Below are 16,365 nucleotides of genomic sequence, written 5' to 3'. Positions count from 1 at the left end.
CTCTTGGTTATAAGTCTCTTGTTATAGCGGATGAGTATATGTGTTTGAAAGGAACGCAGCAATCAATGGAAGGAATGGGGAATGCAAGTGAGAAATACTCAGGGGAGTACGGCAGTGTCTGCCGTATCGATAAGCCATTTATGGGCAATCAGTTTGCCGATTTCGGAGTAAGAGCCTATGTCTAATGTTCGTTATATCAGTAATTTAACTCGTGAAACCTATGCGTTGATTTTAGCTGGTGGGCGCGGGTCTCGCTTGCATGAACTCACGGATTGGCGTGCTAAACCTGCACTGTATTTCGGTGGTAAGTTTCGTATTATCGATTTCCCGCTGTCTAACTGCATCAACTCAGGTATTCGCCGCGTGGGTGTGGTCACACAGTACAAGTCGCATTCCTTGATCCGCCATGTGATGCGCGGTTGGGGCCATTTTAAGAAGGAGCTGGGCGAGTCGGTGGAGATTTTACCCGCTTCACAACGCTATTCGGAAAACTGGTACCAAGGCACGGCCGATGCGGTATTTCAAAATATCGATATCATTCGCCACGAGCTGCCTAAATACGTGATGGTGTTGTCTGGCGATCACGTGTATCGCATGGATTATGCTGGGTTATTAGCTGCCCATGCCGAGTCGGGTGCAGATATGACTGTCTCTTGCCTTGAAGTGCCGATTGCCGAAGCTGCGGGTTCGTTTGGGGTGATGGAAGTCGATGAAGAGATGCGCATTTTAGGCTTTGAAGAAAAGCCGCTGCAACCTAAGCATTCTCCGGGTAATCCTGAAATGTGTTTAGCATCTATGGGCAACTATGTGTTTAACACAGAGTTTTTGTTTGACCAGCTCAAGAAAGATGCCTTAAACGAAAGCTCAGATCGCGATTTTGGTAAGGATATTATTCCTGCGATCATCGAAAAACATAATGTGTTCGCCTATCCCTTTAAGAGCGCTTTCCCAAATGAGCAAGCCTATTGGCGCGATGTGGGTACGCTAGATTCTTTCTGGCAAGCGAATATGGAACTGTTATCGCCTACGCCAGCACTGAATTTGTACGATGCGAAATGGCCAATTTGGACTTTCCAAGAACAATTACCACCCGCTAAATTTGTGTTTGATGACGATGACCGACGCGGTATGGCGCTGGACTCGATTGTTTCGGGCGGTTGTATTATTTCGGGGGCGACAGTGCGCCGTAGTGTATTGTTTAACGAAGTGCGCGTTTGTTCTTATTCGTTAGTTGAAGATTCAGTAGTGCTACCCGATGTAGTCGTGCTGCGCCATTGCAAAATCAAGAATGCGATACTTGACCGTGGCTGCATTATTCCCGAAGGCATGGTGATAGGTTATAACCATGATCACGACAGAGCTAAAGGCTTTAGGGTGTCGGAAAAAGGCGTCACCTTAGTGACCCGTGACATGCTAGGTTTGCCTGTAGGCTATGAATAGTGCTTTGATCATTAAAGTAAACTGATCATTAAAGTAAAAATGGCTTAGGTATAGGCAGCTTAATAAAAGCTGCACAGTTGAAGTAGCGGGAGTATCCAATTAATTGAAACAACGCATTTTGATGGTCGCGGCTGAAAACGGTGCCCTTGCGGGCGCCAAGGTTGGCGGTATGGCGGATGTCATCCGTGATTTACCCGCCGCTCTGGCGGGTGTTGATTTGTGCGCCGATGTGATCATGCCAAGCTATGGCTTTTTAACTGCGGTAGCGAATCAACCCCAAGATCTGGGTGAGTTAACTGTGGCCTTTGGTGGTCGCTTGGAGCGAGTGCATTTGTTTGCCATGCCCCATCCCCATGTGCCAGAGGCGATGATTTATCTGCTCGAACATGCATTATGGCAATCCGTACCTGGGCAGATTTATAGCCAAGGCAGTGCCGAGCGTCCTTTCGCCGACGATGCGACTAAGTTTGCTTTCCTTTGCGCGAGCGTCGCGACAGCATTAGTTACTGGCCGAGTGCCTATGCCGACTGTGCTGCATTTACATGACTGGCATGCGGGCTGCTTAGCCATGTTAAGAGCATTCGTGCCTGAGTTCAGTGTTCTCAAAGAAATTGAGTGTGTGTTCTCTATCCACAATCTTGCACTGCAGGGGATACGTCCCTTAAGCCAAGACTCATCCTCCTTTGCGGCTTGGTTTCCCGAGCTGTTTGCCACTTTGACGCTGGGGCAAAAACAGTTAATTACTGATCCCCGTTATCCCTACTGTGTTAACCCTATGCGTATGGGCATAGTGCTGAGCGACAAAGTGCATTTAGTCTCGCCCAGTTATGCCAAGGAAGTGTTGCAGCCCTCCAAACCAGAGGCGGGATTCTTTGGTGGTGAAGGGCTAGAACATGACTTACAGGTCAAGGCCAATGACGGCAAAGTGGTGGGGATTTTAAATGGCTGTGTATATTCGTCAGTATCGGATTTACCCGCTAAGCCACCTGCGCGTATTCAAGTACCCGAGTTCAAGCAATTGCTCAGTGCGATTGAAACTGCGTTAGTGCAATGGCAGGGGCATCAAACGCAAGTGAGTGGCGTGGACATGATTGCTTTTGCCCGCACCCAAGCCCATTGGCGTCAAGCAATGGCGGAGCAAGTACCGAGTCTGTTATTGACTTCGGTGGGCCGTTTGACCGATCAAAAAGTCTTACTGCTGCGCCATCAATTGCCCTCGGGTTTATCTGTGCTTGAAACCTTACTTAAAGCATTGAAGCAAACAAAACCGACGGCGCTGCTGATTTTACTCGGCAGTGGCGATGCATCGATTGCTAAGTCTTTTCAAGCGTTAGGGGCTAAATACGATAACCTATTATTTTTGCAGGGATACAACGAGGCGTTATCCGAAGCGCTGTATCAGCATGGCGATCTGTTTTTGATGCCAAGTTCCTTTGAGCCCTGTGGCATCAGTCAAATGTTGGCCATGCGCGCGGGACAGCCATGTTTAGTGCATAGTGTAGGCGGTTTAAAGGATACCGTTGAGGATGGCGTTAATGGTTTTGCTTTTAACGGCAATAGCTTAAATGAGCAGGCCGAAGCGTTTCTGCAAAGGTTGACGCAAGCCATTGCTTGTTTCGAGGGGAAAACATGGCCACAAGTGCGTGCTGCGGCCATGGCACAGCGTTTTGACTGGCATTCTATTGCAGAGCAATATCGTCAACAACTCTATTGCAAAATGTAATGTGGTAAGTCCAAAGTGTGATGCGGCAAAGGGAATTAACGCATGATTTCTAAGTGATTCTGCTACACTTGTGGGGGAATGTTAAAATGGTATCAAGCCCCCTCATTTTTGGAGTCGCTCTCTGAGTTATGGATAAAGGTATTCTCTTTCCGTTAGTACAAAATGCGGCTTTATTGCTGGCGTTGGTCTTTTTGTACGACGTGATTCCTAAAAAGCATCAGCGGCAGTATTTTTTACTGTGGCGCATCATTATTGGGATGCTCATCGGTGGTATTGGTATCACTATTATGAGTACGCCTTGGGTATATTTGCCTGGCGTTTTCTTTGATACCCGTTCAGTTATTCTCTGTATTTCTGGTCTATTTTTCGGTGGTTTACCGACCTTAGTGGCTGTCGTGATGACCGCGCTGTATCGCATCAGTATCGGTGGCGCTGGTATATGGATTGGCGTCGGCGTGATAGTGTCATCCGGTTTAATCGGGGTGATCTGGCGTCAATATCGTAAGTCTCTGTTAGCCAATATTTCAGGTGGAGAAATTTTTCTCTTTGCCTATACCGTTCATATCGTGATGTTGTTGTGGTTCTTATTTCTACCCGATGGCATAGCAATGCCATTACTCGCCAAAGTGACCCTCCCAGTATTGACCATTTTCCCGATTGCGACTTGGCTATTGAGCCGCTTGTTATCGCGACGTTTTGAATTAGAGCGTGATGAACAAATTCGTCTGCAGGATGATTTTCTTTTTAGGAGCCAATTCAACGCGGGCAATATTGGTATTGCAATAACGGGGATAGATCAAAAGTGGATAAAGGTGAATCCACGGTTATGTCAAATGCTCAAGTATTCAGAAGCTGAATTGCTACGGATGACGTGGGCACAAATTACCCATCCCGATGATTTAGAAGCGGATGCCCTGAAATTTGAGCTTATGCTGCGGGGGGATATCGATAATTACGAGATGGATAAACGTTTTATCGTTAAAGACGGCAGCGTGGTTTACACCCATATGACAGTCGCCTGTAAGCGCGGTGGTAATAATGCCGTGTTGCTTGTTATTGCTGGATATTTAGATATCACCTCACAGGCCATTGCTGACCAAGAGGTGCTCGCTAGCCGTGAACAACTCGAACTGGTGTTGAGTAGTAGCGATCTTGGGGTGTGGGATTGGGATATTCGTAATGATCGTATCGAACGTAACGCCCGCAGCGCCGATATTCTTGGCTGCGATGTTGATATGCTCAACGCTAATAGTCGCCAATGGATGGATGCGATAGTCGCCGAAGACAGGCCTAAAGTGCTGCATTCGATTGAGGCCCATATTCGTGGCGAAACGGCGCAACATAAGATGGAGTACCGCTTAAATACCGTAAACCGTAAGGTGCGGTGGATCCTTGATACAGGTAAAGTCGTGAGCAGAGATGCAAACAACAATGCTCTGCGTATGTGTGGAACCTATACCGATATTACCGACGCAAAACTTATCGAAGAATCCTTAAAGTTGTCGGCACTGGTTTACGATAACAGCTCTGAAGCCATGAGTGTCCTCGATGAAAAGGGCGTGATTATTACCGTCAATGCCGCCTTTAGTGTGATGACGGGTTATCGCGAATTTGAAGTGCGGGACCAACATATTCGGCTGCTTTATTGTGACCTCAATGGCCGCGATTTTTACACCAAAATGAATAATGATATCCGCGAGAAAGGCCAATGGCAGGGGGAAATGTGGCAGCGGCGCAAAAATGGCGAAGAATATGTCATCTGGTTAACCATCAATACCATTAATGACAAAGAAGGCCATCCCTATCGACGTGTTGCCCTGTTCTCAGACATTACCGATAAGAAGCAAAATGAACATCTGATTTGGAAACAGGCTAACTATGATACGCTGACGGGGTTGCCTAATCGGCGTATGTTGTTGGAGTATTTAAGCAGTGAAGTGAAAAATGCCGACCGCAATCGCAACCACTTTGCCTTATTGTTCTTGGACTTAGATTTCTTTAAAGAAGTGAATGACACCTTAGGCCATGCCATGGGCGATTTACTGCTGATAGAAACCGCGAGTCGATTGAAATCTTGTGTGCGTGATGCCGACGTCGTGGCGCGTCTTGGCGGCGATGAATTTACTGTGGTGTTAAGTTCGATGGAAGACCATAAGGGGATTGAGCGCGTCGCCGAGAATATTTTGCGAAGAATTGCCGAACCCTATGTGTTAGGGGAAGAAACCGCTTATATCAGCGTCAGTATCGGGATTACTTTATATCCCGATGATTCGACCAGTATTGAAGGGCTTCTCAAGCATGCGGATCAGGCTATGTATGCGGCGAAAGATCAAGGGCGTAATCGCTTCAACTATTTCACCCCATCGATGCAGGAATACGCCAAATACCGCATGCGCTTGATCCAAGACTTACGTCAAGCGGTCGTGAATAAAGAATTTGAACTGCATTATCAGCCGATTGTTGCCTTAGCAACGGGTGAAGTGACTAAGGCTGAAGCCTTGATCCGCTGGCATCATGCGGAGCGTGGTGCTGTGTCGCCTGCTGAGTTTATTCCTGTGGCGGAGGATACTGGCTTGATTGTTGAAATCGGCAATTGGGTGTTCGAGCAAGCCGCTCGCCAGAGTGCGGCGTGGCGTCATGAATTAGGGATTGAAATCCAAATCAGCGTCAATAAATCCCCAATTCAATTTCGTGATGAAGGCACGCTGCTCAATGATTGGTTGAAGTTATTGCAAGATCTTAATATTACAGGCGCGGGAGTCTGTGTTGAAATTACCGAAGGCCTGTTATTGGACGCCAGTATGGGTGTAACCGAAAAACTACTGGCCTACCGCGATGCGGGTGTGCAAGTGTCGCTGGACGATTTTGGTACTGGCTATTCGTCACTCGCCTATTTGAAAAAGTTTGATATTGATTATCTTAAAATTGATCAATCTTTTACCCGCCATATTGATACCGATTCAAACGATCAAATTCTCTGCGAGGCGATTATCGTGATGGCCCACAAGTTGGGAATGAAGGTGATTGCCGAAGGTGTCGAAACCGATGCGCAGCGGCTAGTCTTGTTGGCTGCAGGCTGTGACTACGGCCAAGGTTACTTGTTCTCAAGACCTGTGCCTGCGGGTGAATTTAGCCAAAAATACTTACAGGATCCGCTTTTAGCCTCCCATGTCTGAGGAGATATTAACTTAGTGGCGATAATTGCCTATAAAAACGCCGCGGATTTTGCTAGACTCCGCGGCCCCGCGTTGGGGCATTGAGTATCACCTCGCATCAAAGTTTTACTACTTAGCTAAAGAGTCCCTATGAAATTTGAAACACTCGGTTTATCTTCTCCTATTTTGAATGCGATAACTGAGTGTGGCTATCAGCAACTCACTCAAGTGCAAGAGAAAGTGATCCCGCTTGCCTTTGAAGGCAAAGACATTATGGCCTGCGCCCAAACGGGTACAGGTAAGACGGCTTCCTTTGCTCTGCCTGTACTTGAAAAGTTGGCGGCTGAGTCTTTAACAAGCGACAGCAATGATAAACCGATTTTACGCGCGTTGGTGATGACGCCAACCCGCGAACTTGCGATTCAAGTCTGCGAAAATATCCAAAAATACAGCCAGTTCCTACCACTGAAAACCTTAGCGGTTTACGGCGGCGCCAACATGAATCCTCAGCGTAAAGGGGTAGAGCAGGGCGTTGATATTTTGGTGGCAACTCCTGGTCGTTTATTCGACATTATCGGCCAATTTCAGTTAGATTTGTCGAGCGTTACCACGTTAGTGATCGACGAAGCCGACCGTATGTTAGACATGGGTTTTGTGCGCGACATTGAAAAAGTGAAACGCTTAATTGCGCCGCAGCATCAAACCATGTTGTTTTCAGCCACATATAGCGATGCAGTCAAACAACTCGCCGAGAAAATGCTGAATGAACCTCAGTGGGTGAATGTTGCTGACACGACTACCGCATCCACAGTTGTGCAGGAAGTGTATCGCGTTGATAAACGTCGCAAAGCCGAGCTGTTGTCTGAATTGGTTGGCCGCAACAATTGGCGGCAAGTGCTGGTGTTTGCCAGCACGAAAGAAAGCGCCGAGCATTTATTGCAAGAATTAAAGCTGGATGGCATAGCCGCAGGTGTATTCCACGGCGATAAAACACAAGGCGCCCGTAATCGGGTGTTGGAAGAGTTTAAAGCGGGTAAATTGCGGGTGCTGGTGGCGACCGATGTGGCCGCTCGTGGTTTAGACATTCATGCCTTGCCTATGGTGATCAACCTTGAATTACCTTTCCTTGCCGAAGACTATATCCATCGTATTGGTCGTACTGGCCGTGCGGGATTAACGGGTCGCGCGATTTCGTTTGTTTCACCTTCTGACGATGAAATGCTCGCTGAAATTGAAGCCTTGATTGAGCAGAAACTGCCCGTGTCGGTACAACCGGGTTATGAAGAAGGCACGCCTTTGCCTGCCCGTTACCGTGATGCGCCCGCAGCACCGATTAAGCCGATTGGAAAGTGGAGCCATAAGGCGCCGCAGGATCGTACTATTGGTCAGTCTCGTCAGGGTAAGTACGCGAAAGGTAAAGCGCAGGATAGCAAAACCAGTGCCGATAAATCCTCTAGCCGTGCTAAGCCAGCTTCTGGCTCAGGTAAGCCGTTTAATGCGACTAAACCTAAGTCGAATTTGGTGAGCAATAAGTCAGGTTTTGGCTCTCGCACCAATAAGTCAAAATAAGTTAAGTCAAAATAAGCTAAGCACAACAATCAAGGCTAATAAGTGCAAAGTGCCTATTAGCTTAGCCGTTTAACGGTTACCTAGTTTGTTGATTTGACTGTTGATTAGACTGTTGAATAGTCAGTTGCATATTTTGCTACATAGCCTGTCGCGATTCTAAAAGCGCATCCTCACCGATGCGCTTTTTGTTGAGCTTCAAAGCCAATACTTCTACACTCGAGCGCTAAGCTTTCTATTCGAGCGAGTTTCCTTATGATTATCAAAGCGATTCCCACCAATATCATTACAGGTTTTTTAGGTGTAGGTAAAACCTCTCTGATTAAGCAATTGCTGGCGACTAAACCCGCGGATGAAATTTGGGCTGTGTTGGTCAATGAATTTGGTGAGGTCGGCATTGATGCGGGGTTACTGAATTCCTCCGATAACGGCATACAAATTCGTGAGGTTGCGGGTGGCTGTATGTGCTGCGCAGCAGGCGTACCGACACAAGTGGCCATCAATCAGTTGATTGCGAAAGCGAAACCTGACCGCTTATTGATTGAACCGACTGGGCTTGGGCATCCTAATGAAATCATTAAAGTATTGAGTGCGCCCCATTATCAGAATGTGATTTCACTGCGTAGCACCCTATGTTTGGTGGACGCGCGTAAGATCCACGATCCTCGCTATCGCGAACATGCAAATTTTATTCAACAGTTGCAAGTGGCCGATGTGATCATCGCAACTAAGTCTGACTTGTATGATGCTGAAAATACTAAGTTACTCTATGAATTGCAGACTTATTTAAGCCATATTGAACGTACTGATATTCCTGTAGTGAGCCACTCTAATCAACAGCCTTTACCTAGCGATTTGCTGGACTATCTTAACCAACCAAGGCGCGTGTCACTCAATATAAATGGGCATGCTAGCGCGGGCCTAAAGCTGGGCAGCCTACCGACGACGGCCCCAAGCTTGTTTCGTGCTGGTGGTTTTCGCTTGAGTGAGTTGAGCCTCTTTGCCGAAGGTGCAATCGAAGCCGCACTTGATTTTGATGATCGCGGTATCGTGCGAAAGCAGAATCAAGGTGAAGGTTGTTTTAGCTGCGGCTGGGTGTTTGAACCGAGTCAAGAATTTGATTTTGATAAATTAATGGATTTTATTCAGCGGCAAGCCCAGTCATCCAACGTTGGGCAAGTGTTGCTTAGATTAAAGGCCGTGATGATCACTACTGATGGAATTGCAGGATTTAACTGGATTGACCATGAGTTTACTGTGGTTGAACTCGATGACACCTTAGATTCCAGACTAGAAATGATTACCATGGACGACGTCAATTGGAACGAGATTGAGCTGCAGTTGATTGCTTGTCTTAGCTAACAGAGTTCCCCATCACTCTTTATTACAGGTGTGAGCATAGGTAAGAGGGGGCAGATTTGGTGGGAATAGTAAGGCCGGCTCAGTAAGGCAAGGTCACGCGGTATTTTTGGCCGAGTGTCGTGAGTGTGCCATTTTGGATCATCTCCTCGAAGAAGCTGTCAAAACGAGTTCTTAGCGGATCAAATTTAGCTTGTTTCGGAAAAGCCATAAAGCCGTCTCGGACATCGATTATCGGCATGATTGGCGTAATTGCTTTAGGGATTTTGATTTGGGCGAGCACTGCATTGGTATTGCGACTATTGGTGGCGAGTAAATCTAAATCACCCCGCGAAAGCCGTTCTATGCCACTTTTAATATCGACAAATTCATTGATATTTAATGATTTAGTTTGTTCAGTAAACCGTGTGCCATAACTCCAGCCCTGCATTTTTCCAATCCGTTGCGTTTTAATACTGGCATAGTCGCCATTCCACACTATTTCATTGTCTGCCCGAGCATAAAACACCATATCATCGCGGTAAAATGCCTTCGCCGCAAAAACCAAGTTGGTATTACGCTCTGGGGTATCGTAGGGACCAATAAGAATATCCGCTTGGCCACGTTCAACCATAGAGATAGCGCGGCGCCATGGGGTAATTTGATAGTGAATGTTCACACTTTGCTGCTGGGCGAAGCGATTCAAAATATCGACACCTAAGCCTGTATATTCTCCATTGGCTTGTAGTTCGAAAATTTGACTGAAACTCGAACCCACTGCGAGCAGGTCTTTGGCCTGTGCAGTCAAGCAAAGGCTGCTGAGCACCAAAAGGACGACTTGTGCAAAGCCTTTGCTGAGTATCATGGCATTCCTTGTGTGGTTTGAATGCGGGAGGTTAGAACACTGTCTCTCGTAAAAGCGGCGATATCGTTATGCAATTCACTAGGGTTAAGGTTAGCAAATTTTACTCAGATTTGATTGCACGTTAACATTTTAATGTTTTGAAATAAATGGAAGATTAATCGTAAGGGCATTAAGCCGTTGATCTTCAATCGATACATCATCCTATCCCTCAGCCTGCTTAGTTACGCCTAAAAGTTTCAATTTGTATCGTTTGTAAGTGAGAATGAGAAATGTATTTTTGTTATGCGTTTAAATCAGTTAAGGCCGAATAAAGGGGATTGCGGTATGCTCTGCCATTGATTGATTTATACGCCAATGCTGGGCGGTTTATTTGAGCGGGATGTTATGAAGCTGCAGGAAATAGATAAAACCTTGTATCGTAAAAATATGAATTTATTCATTGTGATTCTAGTTGTTAGCTTAGTCGTGTTATCGCTGATTTTTGGTACTGGACTCATTGCGCTGTTTGGGGCGACGCCTGTGCCAGGTGAGCCTACAGGTAATTTCCATTTGAATCTCTTAGGCGTGATTTTCAGTCTGGGTCTGTGTAGCGCAGTGATTTACAACTTGAAGGATAAATCCTTCTTCAGCGAAATTTATTATGTGTGGCAATTAAAGCAACTCCATAATCGTATCTATCGCAAGTTGATAAAGATTAAAGCCGCTGCGGCGCAAAATGACGTGAATGCTTTGATTATATTGCTGTTTTATTACACCAGTTTAAGACAAGTGTATGCACTCGATGATAATACGCTGACCTTACCGGCACTGACTCATGATCTCAATCGTTTGAATGCACAAATCGAAAGCCTAGGCTTATTGTTGTCGCCAGAACAATTTACGCCTGAGTTGCTGACAAGATCTTTCTGATACTGATGAGGTAAGATGAGGATCGCTCCTCACCTTGCCATCATCTAGCCCTTATCTTGTCTTTGTCGTCCTTGCCCAGAATGAGGTCAGCGAGTGTCACTTAGGCGGCTTGCTGGGCTCTTTGTAGGGTGAGTAACCACTTACCATAGATGTAAATCCCTACCGCTGAGATAGTCCCTATGGCGGCTATGATGTACCACGCCATGCCAATGTTATGGCTGTGGTACAGCAATTGAGTGAGATCGTGTGCGTTTTCACCTGTGTAACTCACCAAAGTAGTAAAGGCTTCACCTTGGGGAATGGCGCTGACCTCAGTGCTGTTCATGCCGCGCTCTAGCAATAAATCCCGCGAAAACAATTCCTTTGATGCATAAATCTCGTAGAGTTTAGGGCCAAAGTAGCCTTCTAATCCCCAGCCGATCCCTTGGGGCAACATCACAAATCCCAAGTACATGGCTTTTTTGCCTTCGGGAGCAATATTACCCATAAACTCGTTTTTCTTCGGGCTAATCATCATTTCGCCAATGGAGAACATGGCAATCGCGAATACGATAAACCATGCCGCATGGAAAGCACCGATAAACACAAAAGCTAAAATACTCAGCAAACAACCAATAAACATGGCGGTAGTGATACGGTATTTAGCCGTCAGTGCCGCGACGATAAAACAGCAGGTCATGATCAGGCCCGCATTAAGGTTGAGCATGCCTTCGGGCATCACCTTAGTGCCTTCGTTATTGAGGCCAAGCCAAAATTGCAGAATGCCGTTACTGGTGCCTTCGCTGCCAAAGAGGGAGGTGACGATTACGCTGGTATCGACCCATTCGGAAATATGGATAGGCAGCACATCGAATAAGGCATTGAACAAGAACCAAAATCCTGAAAAAACGAGCATATAGTAGATTACAATCGGCTTTTTCAACTCGCGCCAAGCATCACGCCACAGGGATTCTTGTTCGACTTCACCCGATTTTATTTGCTTATTGCGTTCCAGTCGCTCGGCTTTACCAGGCTCGGTATAGGTGAGTAAGAATAAGAAGTTGAGTGAGATAATTGCGGCGCAGGCGAAAAATACATTGTCCCACGACAATTGGCGCATATGCACGGCAACTAAGGGTCCGAGGAAACCGCCAATGTTTACAACTTGGTAAAAAATGCCCCAAGCCATTGAAGTGTTATTGCGATTAGTGGACAGCACTAAGGTGCCTTGAATGCCCGGTTTAAATATCCCTGTGCCTATGGCAAGGAGTAATGCACCGACAAGGAAGCCCCAAAAGCTGGGGAAGAATGCCATGACGAGATAGCCAAAGATTTTAATGATGGTGGAGCCGAAGATGGTTTCTTTGTAGCCCACTCGGTCAGACATGCCACCAGTGAAAACGGGCACAAAGGTTTGCATGATCGCCCAGAGGGAAATAATAATGCCGTAGTCACTCAGGCTGATCCCAAGGCCGCCCGCAGACTCTGGCGCTTTAGCGTACAGTCCTGCACTGGCTTTAACACCGTAGTAGGCGATACGCTCGACTAACTCCATACCGCCAACTAACCAAAACACATAACCTAAGCTAGTAATGGAGGCCCACATGCCGAGCTGTTTGACTTCTCGCAGATCGTTGCCTGCATTTGGACTATTCTGACTCATGTCCTTCCCTTATTATTGTTATTGAATTTATTTCTATTTAACCCATTAATTATCAAAAGCTTAAATTTATAAAGTTAATGATTTCATCTTGTTTAAATACAATAATGGGCTTGCTTGAACGGATACTTTACCTAATTCGGCCTTAAACACCAAAAAAGTAGCAGAAAATGATGAATTAACCCACATCTGTTATTGAACTGTACTGAGTTTGTCATTTGGCTGAAATTGGACTGTTTCTGCTTAAGTCATTGTGATGATTAATCTTTATTGTTAATTATTCACAATGAACATGCTTTGAGTTCTCGCTATTTTTAGGTACAATCCATTGTCGCATTTTTGTTCACCCGATCATTTTTCTAGATAGATACGACTCTAGCCCCCCCTTTTTGTGAGAAACGCTAATGACAGCAACAACATCTAATCATGCTCCTGCGGATATGAGCTTGCTCGAGGAGCCGATTGCGAAGCTTTTTTGGCGCTATACCATACCCACCATAGCCTCTATGTTGGTGACGGGCGTATATGTGACAATTGATGGCATCTTTGTTGGCCACTATTTAGGTGAAACAGGGCTGGCGGGGATGATGCTAGCTTACCCTGTGGGCGCGATTTTATACGCTATTGGCGCCATGATAGGTATGGGTAGCGCGGCATTAGTGTCAATCAATCTTGGCCAAGGTAATGTAGTCAAGGCCCGTAAACTACTGGGTAATGCCTTTACGTTATGTCTATTAACGGGATGCTTTTTTGCCCTTGTTGGCGGGATATTCTCGCGAGATATTTTGGTTGCCCTTGGGGCGCAAGGTGAGATGCTCGAAAATGCTAACGAATACTTATTCTGGTATTTTGCACTGTGTCATTTCCCCATAATTTCAATGACCTTCACCACACTGCTGCGTAATGATGGCAGGCCATCCATGGTGACTTGGGTGCTGATTTTGGGTGGTGTATTAAACACTTTCTTAGACTGGCTGTTTATTGTGGTTTTCCCCTTTGGTTTAGCGGGCGCAGCGATTGCGACTATGTTGTCGCAGGCGGTAACGGGGCTTTTGTGTTTACAGCATTTTTTCAGTCCGCGCACTCAGCTTAAAATCACTTTTGAGCAGATGAAGCTCAAGCTCGATAATTGCCTTAATATAGCCCGCGTTGGTTTCCCCAGCTTTTTGATGAATCTCTATTTGTCGATAGTGTTAACCCTGCATAATACGGCTTTTTTGTGGGTTGGCGGTCCATTACATGTGGCCGCCTATGGTGTGGTGAGTTACACAGAAGCGTTTTTCTATCTGATTTTTGAGGGCATTGCGCTTGGTACTCAACCCATTTATAGCTTTAACGCGGGAGCTGGGCGTTTTGACAGGGTTAAACAAGCGCGCAATATTGCTTTTGGTATGACGTTACTCACCGCAGCTTTAGGTTTAGCGCTGATTTATTCTCGCCCTGAATGGTTAGTGTATTTGTTTGCCGGTGATAATCCGAATTTAACACCAGTGGCGATTGAAGGTATGCGCTGGTATTTTTGGGGGTTGCCTATGGAAGGCTTAATCTTAGTCGGTGCGAGTTTCTTCCAAGCGATTAACTGTTCGAAACAAGCTTCTATGCTGACGGGCGCTAAGCTTATTCTTATCGCTGCGATCATCTACTGCTTTGCATGGGCGTTCGGCGTGATTGGTGTGTGGGTGTCGCTCGCGACCTGTAGCACTATCTTGACGATATGGATGTTTTACGCCATGAAGCGAGTCGAGGCACGTTTGCATTAATCCTTGCTTTGGGTTGTATTGGTTTCGCCTGATTTATTGACAAGACAAGGGGCGAGACAAGTAACCTGTAGCTTGGGCATAAGTGTTTAGTTTTACGTAAATTTTACAATTGGGGCGATTAGTGGCCCCGATTGTAATTGCCCACATATCTTTCGTCGTTAAACATGACTTAGGGCTAGCGTGGGATGATGGCCTCTGGTACATTTCGCTGGTTTAATCTGCAATCAAAAATGACTTATCCAAGCGTGCTCTTAAGTCGAGGCTATAGTCCTCAATTAATAGACTGAGTTCGCTTAGGCTTTTGGGTCGATTGATCGTTGATATGACTGGGTATTGAGCCGAATGACTCGCTCGTTGATTTTAGTAATTTATGTTTTATGAGGCCCTTATGCGCACCACTGCAGTCATTTCTATGCTGTTGCTTGGCGTGTTAACGACAGTTAATGCCAGTGCCAAAGAGAATGAGTTAGTGTTTGCCAGCGACTTCGAAGGCAATCGTTTATCTCAACCTTGGTCGTGGATCATGGGTTGTCAATTTGAAGGCGCTGAACCTCACACAGGTGAAAGTGCGCTGCTTTGCGTCGAAGGCAATAGCAGTATCGTCAGTAAGTACCCTATTTCTGAAGCGGGTCTATTAGAGTTTTGGGTCAAAACCCAGAATACTCAAACCCAATATCGAATCAATGTATTGACCTCTCCGGTATTAAAGCTCGATGCCCAGTGGCAGCATGTTGCTTTAATCGATATCACCCCTGGGGCTAACGAATATTTAGCACACCGAGTGTCTATTGATGATCCGAGTCGCCAATATATCCGTCTTGATATTGAGGCCATTAATGGCCCTATCAGTTTGGACGATTTGAGCTTAGGTAAAATTCGCCTTGATATGGCCCTGCAAAAAAATGAGCAGAAAATTATCGGCGGGATTTTAGATAAGCTGAAAGCTGACAAGAATTACGAAGTGCAGTCTGAGTCATTTCGTACTTTAGGTAAAAATTATGCCGCCCAGCTCGAGAGCCAAAGACAATACCTCGAGTACTCGAATGCTATTTATTCAAGTATCACCTTTGTGTTGGCGACGTCTGAGCGTAATAAAATGTCTAACCCTATGGGATATAACACCTTTAGGTCGGTTTTAACTGACGCTAAACGTGTGGCATCGCCTCTCCAACAGGCGCGTTTAGGCTCTATGGTTAAACCCTTTGGTGACTTAGCAACTGCCACCTTAAACGTGGTTAGTGCTGGCGCGTATTCCGCCTTTGCCGAACCCTTTAAGTCATTCTTAGCAGCGACTTTTGATCGCTCTAATTATGACAACAGTGACTTAAGCCGTAGTGATAAAAAGTTTGCTGAAGAAAATGGCCTGAAAATTTATCAGCAGGCCGAACGGTTTATGTCTGAAATTGAAAAAGAACTGCAACAAGTCACTGCACTCGACAATGATTTAGTCAGTATGCAGAAGAACTTAGATAATTTCCGTAAGGATCTCGACAAGCATCTGCGCAGTTACTTACAGCATGCCAGTATTGCCCGCACACCTGAAAATTACAGCCGAGTGATGAGTAAAGACGAGCAGGCACGCGCGCTGGTGATTGCTGAGGCGAGTGCCAATATCAGTGCTAAAGCTGAGGCGCTATTGGCTTCGAACAGCAATGCAGAGTTAGTGCAGTACATGATTAAAACCACTGAGAAGATTGATGAATTTCAAGAGTTCAAGGAACGTTTTAATCAGATCACTTCGGCCATGCTGACCTTCTACGACAAATTTGAGCGCTCAATTGCCGCCGAGCAAAACCCCTTTACCGATCCTAGCGATCGCGCCGTGTGGGAGCAGCACGCCAAAAGCGCCCGTAACTACATTCGCCAGTCGAAGGAAGCGTTCACCAAAGCGTTTATGTAAAGGATTGTTGTAAGTAAGTGGTAGTAACGGCCTAAAATTATGGCGATTTTTCTATTTTAGGTTTGGAGTT

General features: G+C 46.0%; 11 protein-coding genes. 9 read left to right on the top strand and 2 right to left on the bottom strand.

Annotated features, from left to right (window positions below; genetic code table 11):
- The first annotated feature begins 38 nt into the window (after window positions 1-38).
- From RA178_RS15760 to RA178_RS15735, 6 genes are all read left to right on the top strand, one after another.
- Entirely contained in the window at window positions 39-185 is a 147-nt protein-coding gene (locus tag RA178_RS15760) for a hypothetical protein (RefSeq protein WP_306682704.1), read from the top strand.
- A complete protein-coding gene (gene glgC / locus RA178_RS15755) occupies window positions 178-1,440 on the top strand; it encodes a glucose-1-phosphate adenylyltransferase (RefSeq protein WP_006085131.1) in 1,263 nt (420 codons plus the stop codon). Before RA178_RS15760 ends, glgC begins: the two co-directional genes overlap by 8 nt.
- Window positions 1,441-1,543: 103 nt before the next feature.
- Window positions 1,544-3,163 carry a glycogen synthase gene (locus RA178_RS15750; RefSeq protein WP_306682700.1) on the top strand — a complete coding sequence of 540 codons (1,620 nt, stop codon included), beginning with the start codon at window positions 1,544-1,546 and terminating at the stop codon, window positions 3,161-3,163.
- A 128-nt stretch (window positions 3,164-3,291) separates the two neighbouring features.
- Window positions 3,292-6,339: an EAL domain-containing protein gene (locus tag RA178_RS15745; protein WP_306682699.1), complete on the top strand. Its 3,048-nt coding sequence runs from the start codon at window positions 3,292-3,294 to the stop codon at window positions 6,337-6,339.
- Window positions 6,340-6,468: 129 nt separating this feature from the next.
- Window positions 6,469-7,887 (top strand): DEAD/DEAH box helicase, encoded by a 1,419-nt coding sequence (locus tag RA178_RS15740; protein WP_131522993.1) that lies wholly within the window; start codon window positions 6,469-6,471, stop codon window positions 7,885-7,887.
- Between the two features lie 252 nt (window positions 7,888-8,139).
- Window positions 8,140-9,246, top strand: coding sequence for a CobW family GTP-binding protein (locus RA178_RS15735; RefSeq protein WP_263206097.1), 1,107 nt, complete (start codon window positions 8,140-8,142; stop codon window positions 9,244-9,246).
- 79 nt (window positions 9,247-9,325) lie between these two features.
- Here the strand turns inward: RA178_RS15735 and RA178_RS15730 are convergent, their stop codons facing one another.
- On the bottom strand, window positions 9,326-10,087 hold the full coding sequence (locus RA178_RS15730) for a substrate-binding periplasmic protein (RefSeq protein ID WP_306682694.1): 762 nt from the start codon (window positions 10,085-10,087) through the stop codon (window positions 9,326-9,328).
- A gap of 384 nt (window positions 10,088-10,471) precedes the next feature.
- Between RA178_RS15730 and RA178_RS15725 the strand changes: the two genes are divergently transcribed.
- Window positions 10,472-10,996, top strand: coding sequence for a DUF3087 domain-containing protein (locus tag RA178_RS15725; RefSeq protein ID WP_306682691.1), 525 nt, complete (start codon window positions 10,472-10,474; stop codon window positions 10,994-10,996).
- Between the two features lie 100 nt (window positions 10,997-11,096).
- On the opposite strand, the gene RA178_RS15720 is transcribed toward RA178_RS15725, so the two are convergent.
- The gene (locus RA178_RS15720) at window positions 11,097-12,638 is read right to left on the bottom strand and encodes an MFS transporter (protein WP_028760700.1); all 1,542 of its coding nucleotides are present in this window, start codon (window positions 12,636-12,638) and stop codon (window positions 11,097-11,099) included.
- Between the two features lie 401 nt (window positions 12,639-13,039).
- On the opposite strand from RA178_RS15720, the gene RA178_RS15715 reads away from it, so the two are divergent.
- Together RA178_RS15715 and bdpA are read left to right on the top strand one after the other, a co-directional pair.
- Window positions 13,040-14,395: an MATE family efflux transporter gene (locus RA178_RS15715; protein ID WP_028760699.1), complete on the top strand. Its 1,356-nt coding sequence runs from the start codon at window positions 13,040-13,042 to the stop codon at window positions 14,393-14,395.
- A 388-nt stretch (window positions 14,396-14,783) separates the two neighbouring features.
- Window positions 14,784-16,295 (top strand): BAR domain-like protein A BdpA, encoded by a 1,512-nt coding sequence (gene bdpA / locus RA178_RS15710; protein ID WP_113941018.1) that lies wholly within the window; start codon window positions 14,784-14,786, stop codon window positions 16,293-16,295.
- The last annotated feature ends 70 nt before the right edge of the window (window positions 16,296-16,365 follow it).

This window comes from Shewanella oncorhynchi, from assembly GCF_030848765.1.
GTDB lineage: Bacteria > Pseudomonadota > Gammaproteobacteria > Enterobacterales > Shewanellaceae > Shewanella > Shewanella oncorhynchi.
Note: the sequence above shows the minus strand (reverse complement) of the source record. Positions and strands in the feature narration are given on the sequence as shown.